Source organism: Dyadobacter jiangsuensis (assembly GCF_003014695.1).
GTDB classification, from domain to species: domain Bacteria; phylum Bacteroidota; class Bacteroidia; order Cytophagales; family Spirosomataceae; genus Dyadobacter; species Dyadobacter jiangsuensis.
The window spans coordinates 134,176-147,971 of sequence record NZ_PYAS01000010.1 but is presented as its reverse complement, the minus strand read 5'-3'; the positions used below and the strand labels follow the sequence as shown (position 1 = coordinate 147,971).

Below are 13,796 nucleotides of genomic sequence, written 5' to 3'. Positions count from 1 at the left end.
GCATGGGCGCCGACTATCCGTACTTCTGAATAACCGGGCTAAATGGCGGCTTCTACCTAAATATAGCGGCGTTAAGAGGCGATTGACGTGTGGTTTTAGCGCATAAATTTCCGGGAATTGAACAAAAAGTATCGGTAACGTTTGCGGAAACGATACCGATATATGGTTTTGCTGATGATTAATAGGAGATTTTTATATTTTTGTAAGACGGGTAGAAATGGAGAGGTATAGAGATGTTGAAAGGGGATTTTATTTAAAAAGTACAAGGTTTATGATTCAGTGTGTGAAGTGCGCGCAGGTGGACGGCATCATGAAGGCGGGTTATGTGAGAGGCAAGCAGCGGTATCTGTGCAAATGGTGCAACTACTATTTTACCCATTCGGAAAAGGACGATTCGATCGAGTCGCTGGTGAAGCGTAAACGGCACCAGACGACGATCATAGATATTGCCAAATCGCTGGGCGTGTCCAACTCGACCGTCTCGCGCGCGTTACACGGACACGCGGATATCAGCCCCGAGACGCGCCAGGCAGTGCTCGATAAAGCAGCCCAACTCGATTATCAGCCCAATCAGCTGGCGTACAATCTGGTGAAGAGCAGGACGAATACAATTGGAATGATCGTTCCGGAATTCCAGAATCAGTTTTTTCCGAATGTGATCATCGGTGCCCACGAGGTGCTGACGGAGGCCGGGTATAACCTCACCATTATGCAGAGTAATGAATCATACCAGGTAGAGATCTCGAATACCAAGGCAATGCTGGCAAACCGGATCGACGGGCTGCTCATTTCGCTTACGCAGGAAACCAATAATTTTGACCACCTCAGCCTGTTCGCCAAGCGCGGTATTCCGCTCATCCAGTTCAACCGGGTATGTGACCAGATCGACGTGCCGAAAGTAGTCGTGAATGATTTCGAGGCTTCGTTTAAAGCTGTCGAACACCTCATTCTGAATGGTTACGAACGCATTGCACACCTCGGCGGGCCGCTCACGTTACAAGTGAGTCAGGAGCGTCTGCGTGGCTACCGCGCGGCGATGGAGAAGTACGGCAAACCTATTCAGGACCAGCTGATCATCCAGGGGATGCTCACCCAGCAGAAAGCCCGCATTTACGGGCAATACCTCCTCGATCTCGCCGACCGGCCCGACGCGATTTTCGCTGTTAACGACTCTTCTGCCATCGAAATCATGCTGATGGCGATGGAAAAAGGTATCTCCATTCCCGATGAACTCGGAGTAGTAGGTTTCAGCGACAATGCCGAATCCGCCTACATCGGCCCCGGCCTCACCACGGTCCGTCAGCCCACCATGCAAATCGGCCGCACGACCGCAGAATGGGTTTTACAGCTGGTAGATGCGGAGGAGATTATCGTGAACGAGAAGCGGGTTTTGAGCACGGAATTGGTTGTGCGCGGGTCGTCAAGGAGGCGTGGGTAGGTTTGGAAAGCAGGTATTTAAGGTTTAATTTTAAAGGAAGTTTATCCATACACACCTAAGCAAGAAGGAAATGAAATTAGCTCTTCCATTGAAAAAACGGCAGTCCATCTTCAATCTCTTCAAATTTCTGAACCGCCACCATGCTTCGAAGGCGGAAGAAGAAACGGACACAACCGCGTACCTTATGAAAAGCCCGGCTAACCGCGCCCGTTTGCTGAAAGCGATGAATGACATCGAAGCCGGAAATAACATTTTCCCCCGCGACCTGGCTGACCTGTGATGCTCTCCTGGCATCCTGACGCGTGGGAGGATTATGTCGAATGGCAACGGGTTGACCGAAACATTGCAAAACGAATCAACGAATTGATCAAGGAATGTTTGCGGACCCCGTTCGAGGGAAAGGGTAAGCCGGAATTGCTACGCTCGAATTATTCCGGTTTCTGGTCTCGAAGGATTACCGACGAACATCGGTTGGTCTATAAGGTTACGGATGGGTGTATCATCATCGCGCAATGTAAGTATCACTATTAAAACAAAAAGTGCGGCCCCAGAGAAGCTGCACTTTATTAACTACAGAATATAATTATGAAAATCGTAGCGAAGCAAAAGTCGTTCTAGCTCAATGCTTCGCGTAATACTTTCAGGCTTTTGGGCACCGCTGTGGCCGGGTCTTCTTTTCCTTCCATTTCCAGCGATACGTAACCTTTGAAATTCGCTTTTCTCAAAATACCCGCAATCCGTTTGTAATCCAGATCGAGGTCGTAATAATGGCCTCCGCCGTAATAGGTCTTGGCCTGGACGATCGTCGCGTACGGCGCAAGGCGTTCGAACTGCGGGTAGGGGTCGCCTACGAAATTGCCTGTGTCGACATTCATGCCCATCGCCGGTGATGATGCCAGCGGCTTGTAAATTTCGAGCAGGTAATCGATGTTCGACGACAGCCCCCAGTGGTTTTCGATCGCGAGCACAATCCCCGCTTTTTCGGCAGCTACCAGGCATTCCTGCATCGATTCGATACACCACTTGATCGCGTCCTGATCGGTGAATCCCTGGATCGGCGGCTCTTTGCCATCCTTGTAATAGTTGGCGTCGCGCTTCACAGTGCGCCAGCTTCCCGTATTCATCCGGATCGCCGGAATGCCCATTTGGGTCGCAAGGTTAACACATTTTAAGGTATGTTCAATGTCCTTTTTTCGATCTTCCGGCTTCGGCTGCACAAAGCTCTGATGGATAGAAAGTAACGGAAGTGCCAATCCGTTGTCGAATGCAAGCCTTTTCAGCTTGTTCATGTATGGAATGGTCTCGTTATCCATTTGCCGGTGAAGAATCTCCACGCCATCGAAGCCAAGCCTAGCTGCATCTTCGATCACTTTATCGATCGGGTACTTCTGCTCCTGGAAATGCCAGTAGGAGTAGGTCGAAACTGCGATAGGAATTCTGCGTGCAGCGGGAGCAGGGGCTGTTTCCGCTTGTGCAACATGGCCGGTCATGGCCGCTGCACCACCCAACGCGATGGTTTTGAGCCAATCACGCCGTGAAGTATTATCCTGTTCGTTAGGTATCATTGAGTGATAATTTTGGATAATAATATTAAAAATTTGTCACTTTCATGGATTTTGCTTCAAAACATTTGCACCCATGATATCGATCTGTGCCTGCGGGATAGGGAAATACTCGCTTTTGCCCTTCACGAAAGCGGCGCCGGCAAGGTAGGTACGTTTCTTGCTTTCCTTGGTCAGGTAGGCATTCAGCACCACATCGGCATTGCCCCAGCGTACCAGGTCGAAGTGCCGGTGGCCTTCCATGGCCAGTTCCAGGCGGCGCTCGAAGCGCACCGCCTTGCGGGCATAATCCTGGTTAGCGAATGCGGGATACGGTTTTACGAGGTAGTTTGCCGCAGGTTTGTTCGCAGCATCGAGTACCACCACGTTGGCCGCACGCGTGCGCACCTGGTTCACAAGTTTCAATGCGGTGGCGAGGTCGTTGTCCTCCACGGCCACTTCGGCACGCATCAGCAGAACGTCGGCCAGACGAATGGCGCGGTAGTTGTTCGCGTTCGCCCGGGGCGACTCGGCGCCGGCATTTTCACCGCTGTAAGCAAAAAATTTCTTGAAAGTGTAAGGCCCGCCGAATGCCTGGTCGCGGATCCAGTTTTTGCCCGGGTGAGTACCCCAGTTCAGAAACGGTAGCCCGCGACGGCCCACCGTCCAGTCGAGGCGCGGGTCCAGGGTGCCTTCGTAGGGTGTAAATGCATCGGTAGAAGAAAGTCCTTCATCGTTCTTTACATCCACATCATTAAAGGTATCCAGCAATGGAAGCCCAGTGGCATCGGTCTTGAACGCATTCACGAGATTTTGGGTAGGCTGGAAGAACCCGCAGCAACCACCCGGCGCGGAACCATAAGGGAAGTTATAGTTATCCCCCCAGCTGCCGTTCTGACCGGCACCGCCATCGGCAACGGACATTTGTACTTCAAAAATGGATTCCGAATTGTTTTCCGTTGCAATGCGGAAGTTGTCGTGAAAACTATTCACGAGCGAGAACGGGCCATTGTTGATCACATCATCCAGCAACGGTTTGGCAGCGAGGTAATCCTGCTGGTACAGATGTACTTTGGCCAGGAATGCCTTCGCGGTCCATTTGCTCGCGCGGCCTACCTGCGCTTTGGTAGCCGATACGTTGTCGATCGCGAACTGAATATCTGCCTCGATGTTCGGCCAGATATCCTTGTCGTTGGGCAGGTTGATGTAGTCGGTAACCGTTTCGTCCACGTAAGGCACCATATTCCAGAGCTTTTTGGCTTCGAAATGGTACCAGGCACGCAGGAAGCGGGCTTCGCCGAGCGCCTGTGCTTTTTCGGCGGCGGTCATGTCCGTAGCTTTGGCTATGAGGTTAATTACGTTGTTGGAACGCGAAACGCCGTCGTAAACGGCTACCCATTTGTCATTGTAGGCGCCGATGTCGGCCTGGGCAATGTAGCGTTCGATGGTCGTGATCTGCGCCTGGTCGCCCACATCGCTGCCTTTGTAGGCGTCGTCGGATGCGACGGAGCCGTAAATCCAGTTGCTGACGGACGAGGTGTTCACCGGTCCGGAGCCGACGCCGTCGAGCAGGCTGTATGCGCCGATCAATACCGCATTGACCCCCGTTTTGTTCGCAAGCATGGCCTCGTTGCCCACGCCCAGCGGCGTAGTTTCGAGAAAACTGTCCCCGCAGGAGGTGAGCACACCCACGCAGACCATCGCTGTTAATGCTAATACGCTCTTTTTCATATTGATAATGAGAATAATGCCGTGTTAAAGATTTTGATTAAACCAAACTAGAACCCGAAGTTGATACCGATCTGATACATCTTCGAATTGGGGTAATTACCCTGATCCACACCCAGAACCGTGCTGCCCGGTGTCGAACCCACCGATGTTACCTCCGGATCGATACCGCTGTATTTGGTGATCGTGAAAAGGTTTTGCGCCTGCAAATACACCCGCGCGCTCTCGAAACCGATTTTGGACAACACGCCGGCAGGCAATGTGTAGCCCAGCGTCAGGTTTTTCATGCGGAGGTAAGAACCATCCTCGATGAAATAGCTCGAAGGCTGTTGGCTGCGGCTGTCGTTCGCGTCGAGGATCGGCAATACGGCATCGGGGTTTTGAGGCGTCCATGAATCATTGAGCATGCGAAGGCTCCGGTTACCGGCCTGGTTGTTGAAATCCACCCAGCGTTTCACCATGTTGATGATCTGGTTGCCCTTCACGCCCTGGAAGAATGCCGAGAGGTCGAAGTTTTTGTAGCCCACATTGAAATTGATACCATAAGTGAAATCCGGGTGCGGATTGCCGATAAACTTGCGGTCGTTGTCGGTAATGGTGCCGCTTCCATCGGTATCGTGGTATTTGTATTTACCCACCGCCGCATAGCCTGGATATTTCGGGCCATTGTCCACTTCACCCTGGTTTTGGTAAATACCGTCGATCTGCAAGCCGTAGAATGAGTAAAGCGGCATGCCGGCTACGGAACGCGTCCAGGTGTAGCTGCGGATGGCGGGTCCCAGGAGTACGGCGGTTGCGCTGCTGTTCAGCTTTTTGACCTCGTTTTTATAGGTAGAAAAATTAACACCTACCGAGTAAGTAAGGTCGCCGTTCAATGCTTTGTTATGGAAGTCGATGCCGAGGTCGATACCCTTGTTGTTCATCTCGCCCACATTCACGAAAGGAATGGTTGCGACACCCTGGGTTGCAGGCAATGCCACCTGATAAAGCATATCGGAAGTGGTACGGTTGTACAAATCGAGGTTCAGGCCGAACATCCCTTTCAGGAAAGTAGCATCGATACCCACGTTGGTCTGGGTGGTAGTTTCCCATTTTGCATTCTGGTTACCGAACGCCTCGGTATCGAAGCCTGGCTGTACCGCATTGTTGGACCCGTCGATTGCGTACGACGACTGGCTCAGGCTGGAACGGTAGGTGCTGAAACCATTGTAGTTTCCAATCTCCTGGTTCCCGGTCTGTCCCCAGCCCGCACGAAGTTTCAGGTCGTCCAGCCAGGAAATGCTTTTCATAAAACTTTCTTCCGACAAGCGCCATCCCGCGCTGAATGCCGGGAATGTACCGTAGCGGTTGTTTTGTCCGAAGCGTGAAGAACCATCGCGGCGTACGGTAGCTTCCAGCAGGTAGCGATCCTTGAATGCGTAGTTCGCTTTTCCGAAGATAGAGAACAGAGCCCACTCATAACCTGCTCCTGTGTTGGCGATGCCCGCGGTTCCGGAGTTGAGGTACATATATAGAGGATCTTCCGAGAAGAAAGTCGTGCGCGTGCCGGAGAAATCGCGGCCGGTACCTTTAATTGCTTCCGTACCCGCCAGTAGGCTGATTTTGTGCGATGTGCCCAGGTTTTTGGTGTAGTTCAAAGTATTTGACCACGTCCAGTTGACGTCGTACGCGTTGCCATTGGTCATCGCGTTGGCTGCTTCGATTTCCGCTTCTTCGAGGTCGAGCAAGGTATAGCTCACGCGGTTGGCATTGATAAAGTCAATACCAATGCTCGATTTGGCGGTGAGGTCTTTCAGGATGTCTACTTCGAGGTATGCATTACCGAATGCGCGCAATGTGTTGGTCTGGTTGTTGCGGCTTCTCCATAGCTGGGCAACGGGGTTGGTGGCAGGCCCCAGTCCGGCAGCGCGCGTAGCAGCGAAATTGCCCATAATGTCATACACCGGAATGATCGAGGGAATGCGGTACCCATTACCGATCGGGTTGCCGTCCTGGTTGTTGGTACTGCTGGCTGTGCCGTTCGCGTTGTAATAGCCTTTGTTTTCGGTATAGCTCAATTCGAGGTTTTCCCCGAGGCGAATACGCTTTTTGAAAGTGAACTCGGTATTTGAGCGAATCGAGTAGCGATCGAATGAGGTGTGGATCAATACACCATCCTGTTTGAAATAGTTGAGCGCAATGGCGTAGCGACCATTTTCGGTACCGCCATTGGCGCCGATATTATATTCCTGAATGGCAGCCGGGCGCAGGATTTCCTTGTGCCAGTCGGTACCTTCTTTATTGGCCTTTACGATTTGGTAAAATCCGGTGCGGTTGTAGTTGTAAAGGGAAGGATCGGTCTTGGGATCACCCTCAAAAAGGCCGTAACTCGAACCCGCCAGAATGTAGTCGGGCACGACTGCGTTAGCGCCGTTACCGTATTGCTGGTGCGAAGGATTGCCATTCGTCAATACGCCTGCATTTTTTCGCTGTGTCCACAAAAGGTCGCCGAATTGCTGCGGGTCTTTGATCAGGTCAAGGTCTACTTTGCCGGTTTGGAAGCCTGCGCGGGAGTTGAATGTAAATCTCGGCGCGCCCACTTTTCCTTTTTTGGTAGTAATAATAATCACCCCGTTAGCAGCGCGCGAGCCGTAAATGGATGCCGAGGAAGCATCTTTCAGCACCTGCATCGACTCGATATTGTTCGGGTTAATGCTGTTCAAACCGCCTTTGGTAGGCACGCCGTCGATGACGTAGAGCGGGTCATTGTTGTTGATCGTACCGAAACCGCGGATACGGACGGTGGCTTCACCGCCGGGCGTGTTGTTGGAAGTAACAGTCACACCTGCAACGCGTCCCTGTAATTGCTGCGCTACGTTCGGAGCGGCTACTTTGGTCAGTTCGGTAGCGTCAACGGTCGATACCGCGCCGGTAATATCCCGTTTGGATTGAGACGAATAACCCGTTACCACCACCTCACTCAGCGACTTGATGTCGGATTGAAGCGTAACCTCCACCATGGTTTTGTTGGCAATATCAATTTCCTGCGTGAGGAAGCCGATCGACGAAACGACGAGCGTGGTACTGCCGTCGGGGACATTCAACTCAAATCCGCCGTCGGCATCGGTGGTGGTACCTACCGACGAGCTGCCTTTGAGGACGATCGTGGCACCGGGAATGGTGCCGTCTGTTGCGTCTTTTACGGTTCCTTTGATTTGAAAATCGATGGATTGGATCGTTTTGACTGACGTACCGGCACCTTCCGGCAGGTTGAAGACCGGTTTGGAGGTGGCCCGTTTCAGCAAAATCTGCTTACCCGACACTTCGTAGGAAACCTGCAATGGGGTCAGGAAATTATCGAGAATTGCTTCCAGTTTCTCTTCTTTAGCGCTGAAAGTCACCTTGCGCTGCGAGCGGATGAGCTCCGGGCTGTACATGAAATGCACGCCGGATAGTTTGCCGATTTGTTCAAGAGCCGCTCCGATTTTCTGCTCGCGGATATTGATCGTCAGGCGACGGTTGAGCACCTCCTGCCCGAAGCCATCGAAGGCCACGGCGAACTCGGAGAACCCGATGATGATGAACAATTGTATGAGGCTGATTCTCATAATTTTGAGCAGGTAACTCTGCCGGTAAAAGGTTTTTTTCATACTTTTGTCTGTTTTGTAGGTTAAAAAAATCGGCAAAATAATTCCCGTGTCCCGACAAGGGACCTTCTTAGCGCCAGCACAGAAAGAGGGGATTTCAATCGGGTGAATGATGTTGGTAGCATCGTTCACCTTTTGTTGTTTTTATCCAAATAGTCGGGTTTTGAAGTGAATAATCAGTTGCACGGTGTTCCGGTAATGGTAATGCTATCCTCGGTAATGGTATATTTTGCTTCAAGGATGGTACAGATCCATTTCAGCTTGTTTTCGAGCGGCTCATCGCCCAGCGTGGCGGTAATGCTGCAATGCGCCAGACTGGGCGCGTCGAATACGATGTTCACACCATAGGCCTTGGCAAGTGCGTCGAAAACGGTTGCTGCCGGTGTTTCTGAGTAAGTAAATTCTTGATTTTCAATAGGGATGTTCAGCAGGACGGGGCTTTTAAGAGCCGACCGTACGAACTTTGCTCCCGTGCGCTCGAACGTGGCCTGCTGGTTGCAGGTCAGCAGGAGAGTTGGGGACGCCCGCTCGCTGAAAACGGATACTTTGCCCGTTTTGACGGCAACGGTAATCTCCTTTTCGTCGGCAACGGCCTTGATACTGAAACTGGTACCATGCACTTTGGCGATCAGTTCTTCGGCGTACACCAAAAACGGCCGATCAGGATCCTTCGTTACTTCAAAAAATGCCTCGCCGGTAAGATACACTTCCCGTTTTTTGCCGGTGAATGCCCGGGGATATTTCAACGTGCTGTTGCGGTGCAGTACCACCGAGCTGCCATCGGGTAGCTGCACATATTTGAACGGTCGTTCCGTATTGGCTACTTCTTTCAAAGCATTCGCGGGCAGATTGGCCTCCGCTGCTTTCGGGGTGGGGTGTGCATTGTGATAAATCCGGAACAATGCAAAGCCAAGCCCGACGACGATCAGCAGGCTCGCCGCCACGTTCCATCCCGAGAGGAAAACAGGGAAAAATGACTCCTTTTTCCGGCTGTTCTCCATTTGCTCCTGCCGTTTTGCGGCTTGCAATGCATCGCTCACCTTACGCTGGATGTATTCGTCTGTCAGATGCTCGTCGCGCACAGGTACGGCACGCACGATTTCCACGGCCTGCCGGAGAATAGCCTGCCCGTCTTCATGCGCTGCCGCCCATTTCTCCCACATCGCACCGTCTTCGGCACATCTGCCCTCGGCCCAGCATCTGAATGCGGGATTTTCGAGCAGCGATTGCAGTAAATGGCCGGACCGGTCGTGAAGCATGGAATAATGCGTTTTCTACATTATCCGTTTATTCTGCCGGAATACTCGGTTGGGGTTAAAAATTTTTAAAATTAATTCAGAGCCAGGAGGAAATTTGGCAAAATGAGCATAGGATAACCGATATGGAAGGAGGCGTGCGCCAGAGCCCGCGCAGGTTGGACAATGCCCGTTGAATGATATTACTCACGGACTGTGCATTGATCGCCAGAAGCCCGGCAATCTCTTCGGGCGTCAGGTTCTGAAAAAAGCGCAGGTAAATGACTTCCTGCTGGCGTGCCGGTAGCTGATGAATCGCCGTGTGGACCTGTTTTTTTAATGCCAGGTCATTTTCGCGGCCTATCCAGCTGTCCTCGCTCGAAAATTCGGGCAACAGGTGATCGCATTCATCGGTCAGCCCGGTTTCTTCGGACAGCGGTTTGATGGTTTTCAGCATCCGGTGCCGGAATGCCTTGATAAGGTAAAATTTTACCGAAGGAGTCTCATTAATGGTAGCGCGGCGCAGCCATAAATGTACCAGCAGATCCTGAATCACATCTTCGATCAACTGCATATTGGGGGTGAACCGCTGGCCATATTGGAAGAGCGTCCGGTAGTAGCGTTTTGCAAGCTCCGTGTACGCGTGCTCGTCCCCACCACGGAACGCATTCCAAAGCACGGCATCGTCGGTATGTTTGCCAAATGCAGTCAAAAGGGTTAGTCAGGTTAATGGGGGGATTTAACCAAAAGTAGGGGATGTGAACTGGATATGAAATATAGTTTTGTATATTATTAGAATAACCAAATTTTATTATTCTATTTTACTAAAATGCAGTTGAGGGGTATTTTGTCGGCTAGCGATTTTAGGGAGGATCTTTCAAGTAGAGAACCTCGCAGGGACTCCTTCTACTCAAAAAAATCGAAACTATTTATGAAAAGTATGTACACAACGGCGCTGGTTTTGCTTGGTATGGCCCGCTTCGACCTCGCCGTATCCCAGTCCGCTACACCGGATTACAAGTCGCGCCGCGGGCAGATTCTCCACAACATCGAAGGCGTGTTTTACGAGTCGTCGACAGGCCTTTTTATTGAAACAAACGGCAAGAATGAAAAGCCGCATTCCTATCTCTGGCCGCTTTGCGCATTGCTTCAAGCCGCGACCGAGTCCGAGGCTGTGAGCCCGGGCAAGCAGTATATGAAGCCGGTTTTAGGCGCCATAAGGCAATACTACAATACGGCCGCGCCAGCTCCGGGGTATCAGGCCTATGTGACGAGCGAGCAAAAGGACTCCCGTTTTTACGACGACAACCAGTGGATCGCGATCGCCTGCCTGGATGCGTACAACCGCACCGGTGAGAAAGATTACCTGGCCATTGCCGAGGAAATTTACCGCTTTATGATGACGGGCTACGACGAGAAGACTGGCGGCGGGCTCTATTGGAAGGAGGATGAAAAGAATACGAAGAATACCTGCTCGAATGGTCCGGGGATACTCGTAGCGTTGCAATTGTACCAGATCAAAAAGGAGCCCGAATACCTCAAAACGGCCATCAGCCTCTATGATTGGACCAAAAAGAACCTGCGCGCGAGTGATGGTACTTATTATGATGCGATCAAAGTCCCTTCGTTGAAAATAGACTCTGCCAAATACTCCTATAATACCGGCACAATGCTGCAATCCGCGGTTTTGCTGCACAATATCACAGGCAAAAAAGAATACCTGGACGAAGCGAGGGCATTGGCGGAAGGTTCCAAAAAGCACTTTTATAAGAACAACAGGCTGCCGGACAACTATTGGTTCAATGTGGTGCTGTTACGCGGATTTGAAGAACTGCACAAAATCGATCCGCAAGCCGGCGACTATCAAATCTTCATCGCCGACGCCGAACGAATCTGGAAAGACGAACGCGATGGCAAAAACCTCCTGGGCCGCAAACCGGTCAAAACGCTCATCGACCAGGGCGCGATGCTGGAAATGTACGCGCGGTTGGAGCGGCTTGCGAAGGAGTGAGATTATAGTGTTATTTTTGTTTTAGGACCAAGCATGATCAGTTATGCAAACGACATTTGAAGTTAGTCCGGGAGAATGGACGGAGGGTTTCTGGAAGAGGGTGTTGTCGCCGTTTGGACAAAAAAGAGTCCGGGTAACTGTTGAGGATATTGAAGGAGGTTCTTCTCAGAATCAACACGATGTGTACCTTCAGATGAAAGCGTTACAGAGGCAATATCCACCAATTAAGGTGGATGAAAGTATCGACTTGTCCAGGCTAGCAGACGATTCCAATGATGCAATGATTTGAGGTATGCGCTATCTTGATACAGACGTGTTTGTTAATTTTCTGATACAACAAAATCTGGATAAGCACGATCTGGCAGGGCGTATTTTTGAGAAAGCTTCGGAGGAAGGATCAATCTTTGTGTCGTTCCTTGTGTTGCAAGAATTGTCGTTTGTGCTGGGAAAGCTGAATATGCCGGCACCGGAAGTAAGAGCAAATGTCAATGCACTGGCGTTGTTAAAGCCCTACGCATATCAGCAGGGAGAGTATTATCGCGCAGTCTATTTAGCCGAACGAGTGGGGTTTCAGCATTTTAATGATTGCCTGCACACTGCAATAGCGGAGCGAAATTGCGATGAGTTGGTGACTTTTAATAAGTCCGACTTTTCGAGAATCAAGTCGTATACAGATTTGAGAATAACACTATTATAAAAGTAAAAGCGCCGATTGAAACTCAATCGACGCTTTTACTATGCTCCATACGCCCTACTCAGTATCCTTATAAACCCCAAACTCGCTGATCGCGATGCTAGCCGGCGATTTGGTGATGCGGAGACGTACCTTGTTGGAAGTGATGGGTACATCTAGTTTCGCAAGACGTTTTGCGCCTACGCTGGTACCTTTGTATACTTCCTTCCATTCGTTTCCGATCCAGGCATCAACGGCGAATTCTTCAATGCGCTGGCCTAGTTTAATGTATTCCTGCAAGCTGATGATGTCAAACACGATCGGCTGGTTCATTTCAATCACCACTTCCGGCGTTTTGAAATCGTCGTCTGTTGCCCAGTAAGTGTCGGGTTTGCCGTCCAGCAGGTTTTTGGCGCTATAAATGGAGTTATAACCACGAACATTGACCGCTTTCGAAGACGCACGTCCGATAAGGTTTGTCGCAAAAGTGTTTTTGACATGGTCGCCGAACGTTTTGAGCGCTACGACGTCGTCATTATGCAGCTGGCCGCGGGTGTCGGGGGCAAGGCCAAGATCCAGGGCCGCGCCGCGTCCTACACTTTTCAAATACAGGTCGAAGAGCTTTTCCGGTGTTTTAGGCTTTTCGTTGGCGTGGTAGAACCAGCCTTTGCGAAGCGGCACATCGCATTCAGCCGGGATCCAGAACTTGCCGCCGCGGGTACCGCCCGGGTTCTCCGTTGCATTGGCCTGGCCTGGTACTGCCACGTTCTGGCCTTCGGATGGCTTCGGCGTCAATGTCGCCCATGAAGTCGGGTTCACGCTGCCGTCCTCGTTACCTGCCCAGCGCACATCCCAGCCTATGTCGCTGAAAATACTTGCGTTCGGTTGCAGCTTGCGGGTGTAGTTGGTCCAGGTAGAATCCCACTGGTAATAGGTAGTATTATCGATCGAACGTTTTTCTCTCGCGCCGCCGTAGTACCCGTCGCCGCCATTTGCGCCGTCATGCCACGACATAAACAGGTCGCCGTAGTTGGTGTACAACTCACGGAGCTGCTCGCGGTAGATCTTAATGTATTCCGGCGTGCCGTATTTGGCATTATTACGGTCCCAGGGTGAGCAATACACCCCGAATTTCAGCCCGTGCTTACGCGCTGCGTCTGCAACTTCGCGTACGAGGTCGCCTTTGCCGTCGCGGAACGGGCTTTTGGTGATATTGTAATCGGTCGTTTTGGTAGGCCAGAGACAGAAGCCGTCGTGGTGTTTCGCTACCAGGACAATTCCGCGTAAACCGCCTGCTTTGGCGGCTTGTACGATCTGGTCGGCATTGAAATCACTTGGATTGAATGTCTTGGGATCTGCGTCGCCATAGCCCCATTCCTTGTTTTCAAATGTGGTGGGCGTGAAGTGCATGATACCGTAAACTTCGGTTTCGTGCCATGCGATCTGACGCGCTGCGGGCAATGCGCCGTAGGGTTTCGGAGGAGTTTGGGCAAAAGCGATCGACGCCGTCAGGCAGAGGAGACCGGATATTTTTTTGATCATTT

11 protein-coding genes are annotated in these 13,796 nt (G+C 51.3%); 5 read left to right on the top strand and 6 right to left on the bottom strand.

The window, feature by feature from the left end; all coding sequences use genetic code 11:
* Positions 1-271 precede the first annotated feature (271 nt).
* From CLV60_RS20795 to CLV60_RS20785, 3 genes are all read left to right on the top strand, one after another.
* Positions 272-1,438, top strand: coding sequence for a substrate-binding domain-containing protein (locus CLV60_RS20795; RefSeq protein WP_106597307.1), 1,167 nt, complete (start codon positions 272-274; stop codon positions 1,436-1,438).
* 70 nt (positions 1,439-1,508) lie between these two features.
* Positions 1,509-1,718, top strand: coding sequence for a type II toxin-antitoxin system Phd/YefM family antitoxin (locus tag CLV60_RS20790; RefSeq protein WP_106597306.1), 210 nt, complete (start codon positions 1,509-1,511; stop codon positions 1,716-1,718).
* Positions 1,718-1,969: a Txe/YoeB family addiction module toxin gene (locus CLV60_RS20785; protein WP_106597305.1), complete on the top strand. Its 252-nt coding sequence runs from the start codon at positions 1,718-1,720 to the stop codon at positions 1,967-1,969. The genes CLV60_RS20790 and CLV60_RS20785 overlap by 1 nt, the downstream gene beginning before the upstream one ends.
* A gap of 83 nt (positions 1,970-2,052) precedes the next feature.
* Here CLV60_RS20785 and CLV60_RS20780 read toward each other — a convergent pair whose 3' ends face one another.
* From CLV60_RS20780 to CLV60_RS20760, 5 genes are all read right to left on the bottom strand, one after another.
* Positions 2,053-3,003: a sugar phosphate isomerase/epimerase family protein gene (locus CLV60_RS20780; protein WP_106597304.1), complete on the bottom strand. Its 951-nt coding sequence runs from the start codon at positions 3,001-3,003 to the stop codon at positions 2,053-2,055.
* Positions 3,004-3,045: 42 nt separating this feature from the next.
* Positions 3,046-4,710 (bottom strand): RagB/SusD family nutrient uptake outer membrane protein, encoded by a 1,665-nt coding sequence (locus CLV60_RS20775; RefSeq protein ID WP_106597303.1) that lies wholly within the window; start codon positions 4,708-4,710, stop codon positions 3,046-3,048.
* A 47-nt stretch (positions 4,711-4,757) separates the two neighbouring features.
* Entirely contained in the window at positions 4,758-8,336 is a 3,579-nt protein-coding gene (locus CLV60_RS20770; RefSeq protein ID WP_106597445.1) for a TonB-dependent receptor, read from the bottom strand.
* Positions 8,337-8,509: 173 nt separating this feature from the next.
* Complete coding sequence (locus CLV60_RS20765) at positions 8,510-9,592, bottom strand: FecR family protein (protein WP_106597302.1); 1,083 nt, start codon at positions 9,590-9,592, stop codon at positions 8,510-8,512.
* Positions 9,593-9,668: 76 nt separating this feature from the next.
* Positions 9,669-10,280 (bottom strand): RNA polymerase sigma factor, encoded by a 612-nt coding sequence (locus CLV60_RS20760; RefSeq protein ID WP_106597301.1) that lies wholly within the window; start codon positions 10,278-10,280, stop codon positions 9,669-9,671.
* Positions 10,281-10,499: 219 nt separating this feature from the next.
* Between CLV60_RS20760 and CLV60_RS20755 the strand changes: the two genes are divergently transcribed.
* Both CLV60_RS20755 and CLV60_RS20745 read left to right on the top strand, forming a co-directional pair.
* Entirely contained in the window at positions 10,500-11,579 is a 1,080-nt protein-coding gene (locus tag CLV60_RS20755) for a glycoside hydrolase family 76 protein (protein WP_106597300.1), read from the top strand.
* Between the two features lie 292 nt (positions 11,580-11,871).
* Complete coding sequence (locus tag CLV60_RS20745; RefSeq protein ID WP_106597298.1) at positions 11,872-12,276, top strand: type II toxin-antitoxin system VapC family toxin; 405 nt, start codon at positions 11,872-11,874, stop codon at positions 12,274-12,276.
* Between the two features lie 54 nt (positions 12,277-12,330).
* On the opposite strand, the gene CLV60_RS20740 is transcribed toward CLV60_RS20745, so the two are convergent.
* On the bottom strand, positions 12,331-13,794 hold the full coding sequence (locus CLV60_RS20740) for an alpha-L-fucosidase (RefSeq protein WP_106597297.1): 1,464 nt from the start codon (positions 13,792-13,794) through the stop codon (positions 12,331-12,333).
* Between the last annotated feature and the right edge of the window lie 2 nt (positions 13,795-13,796).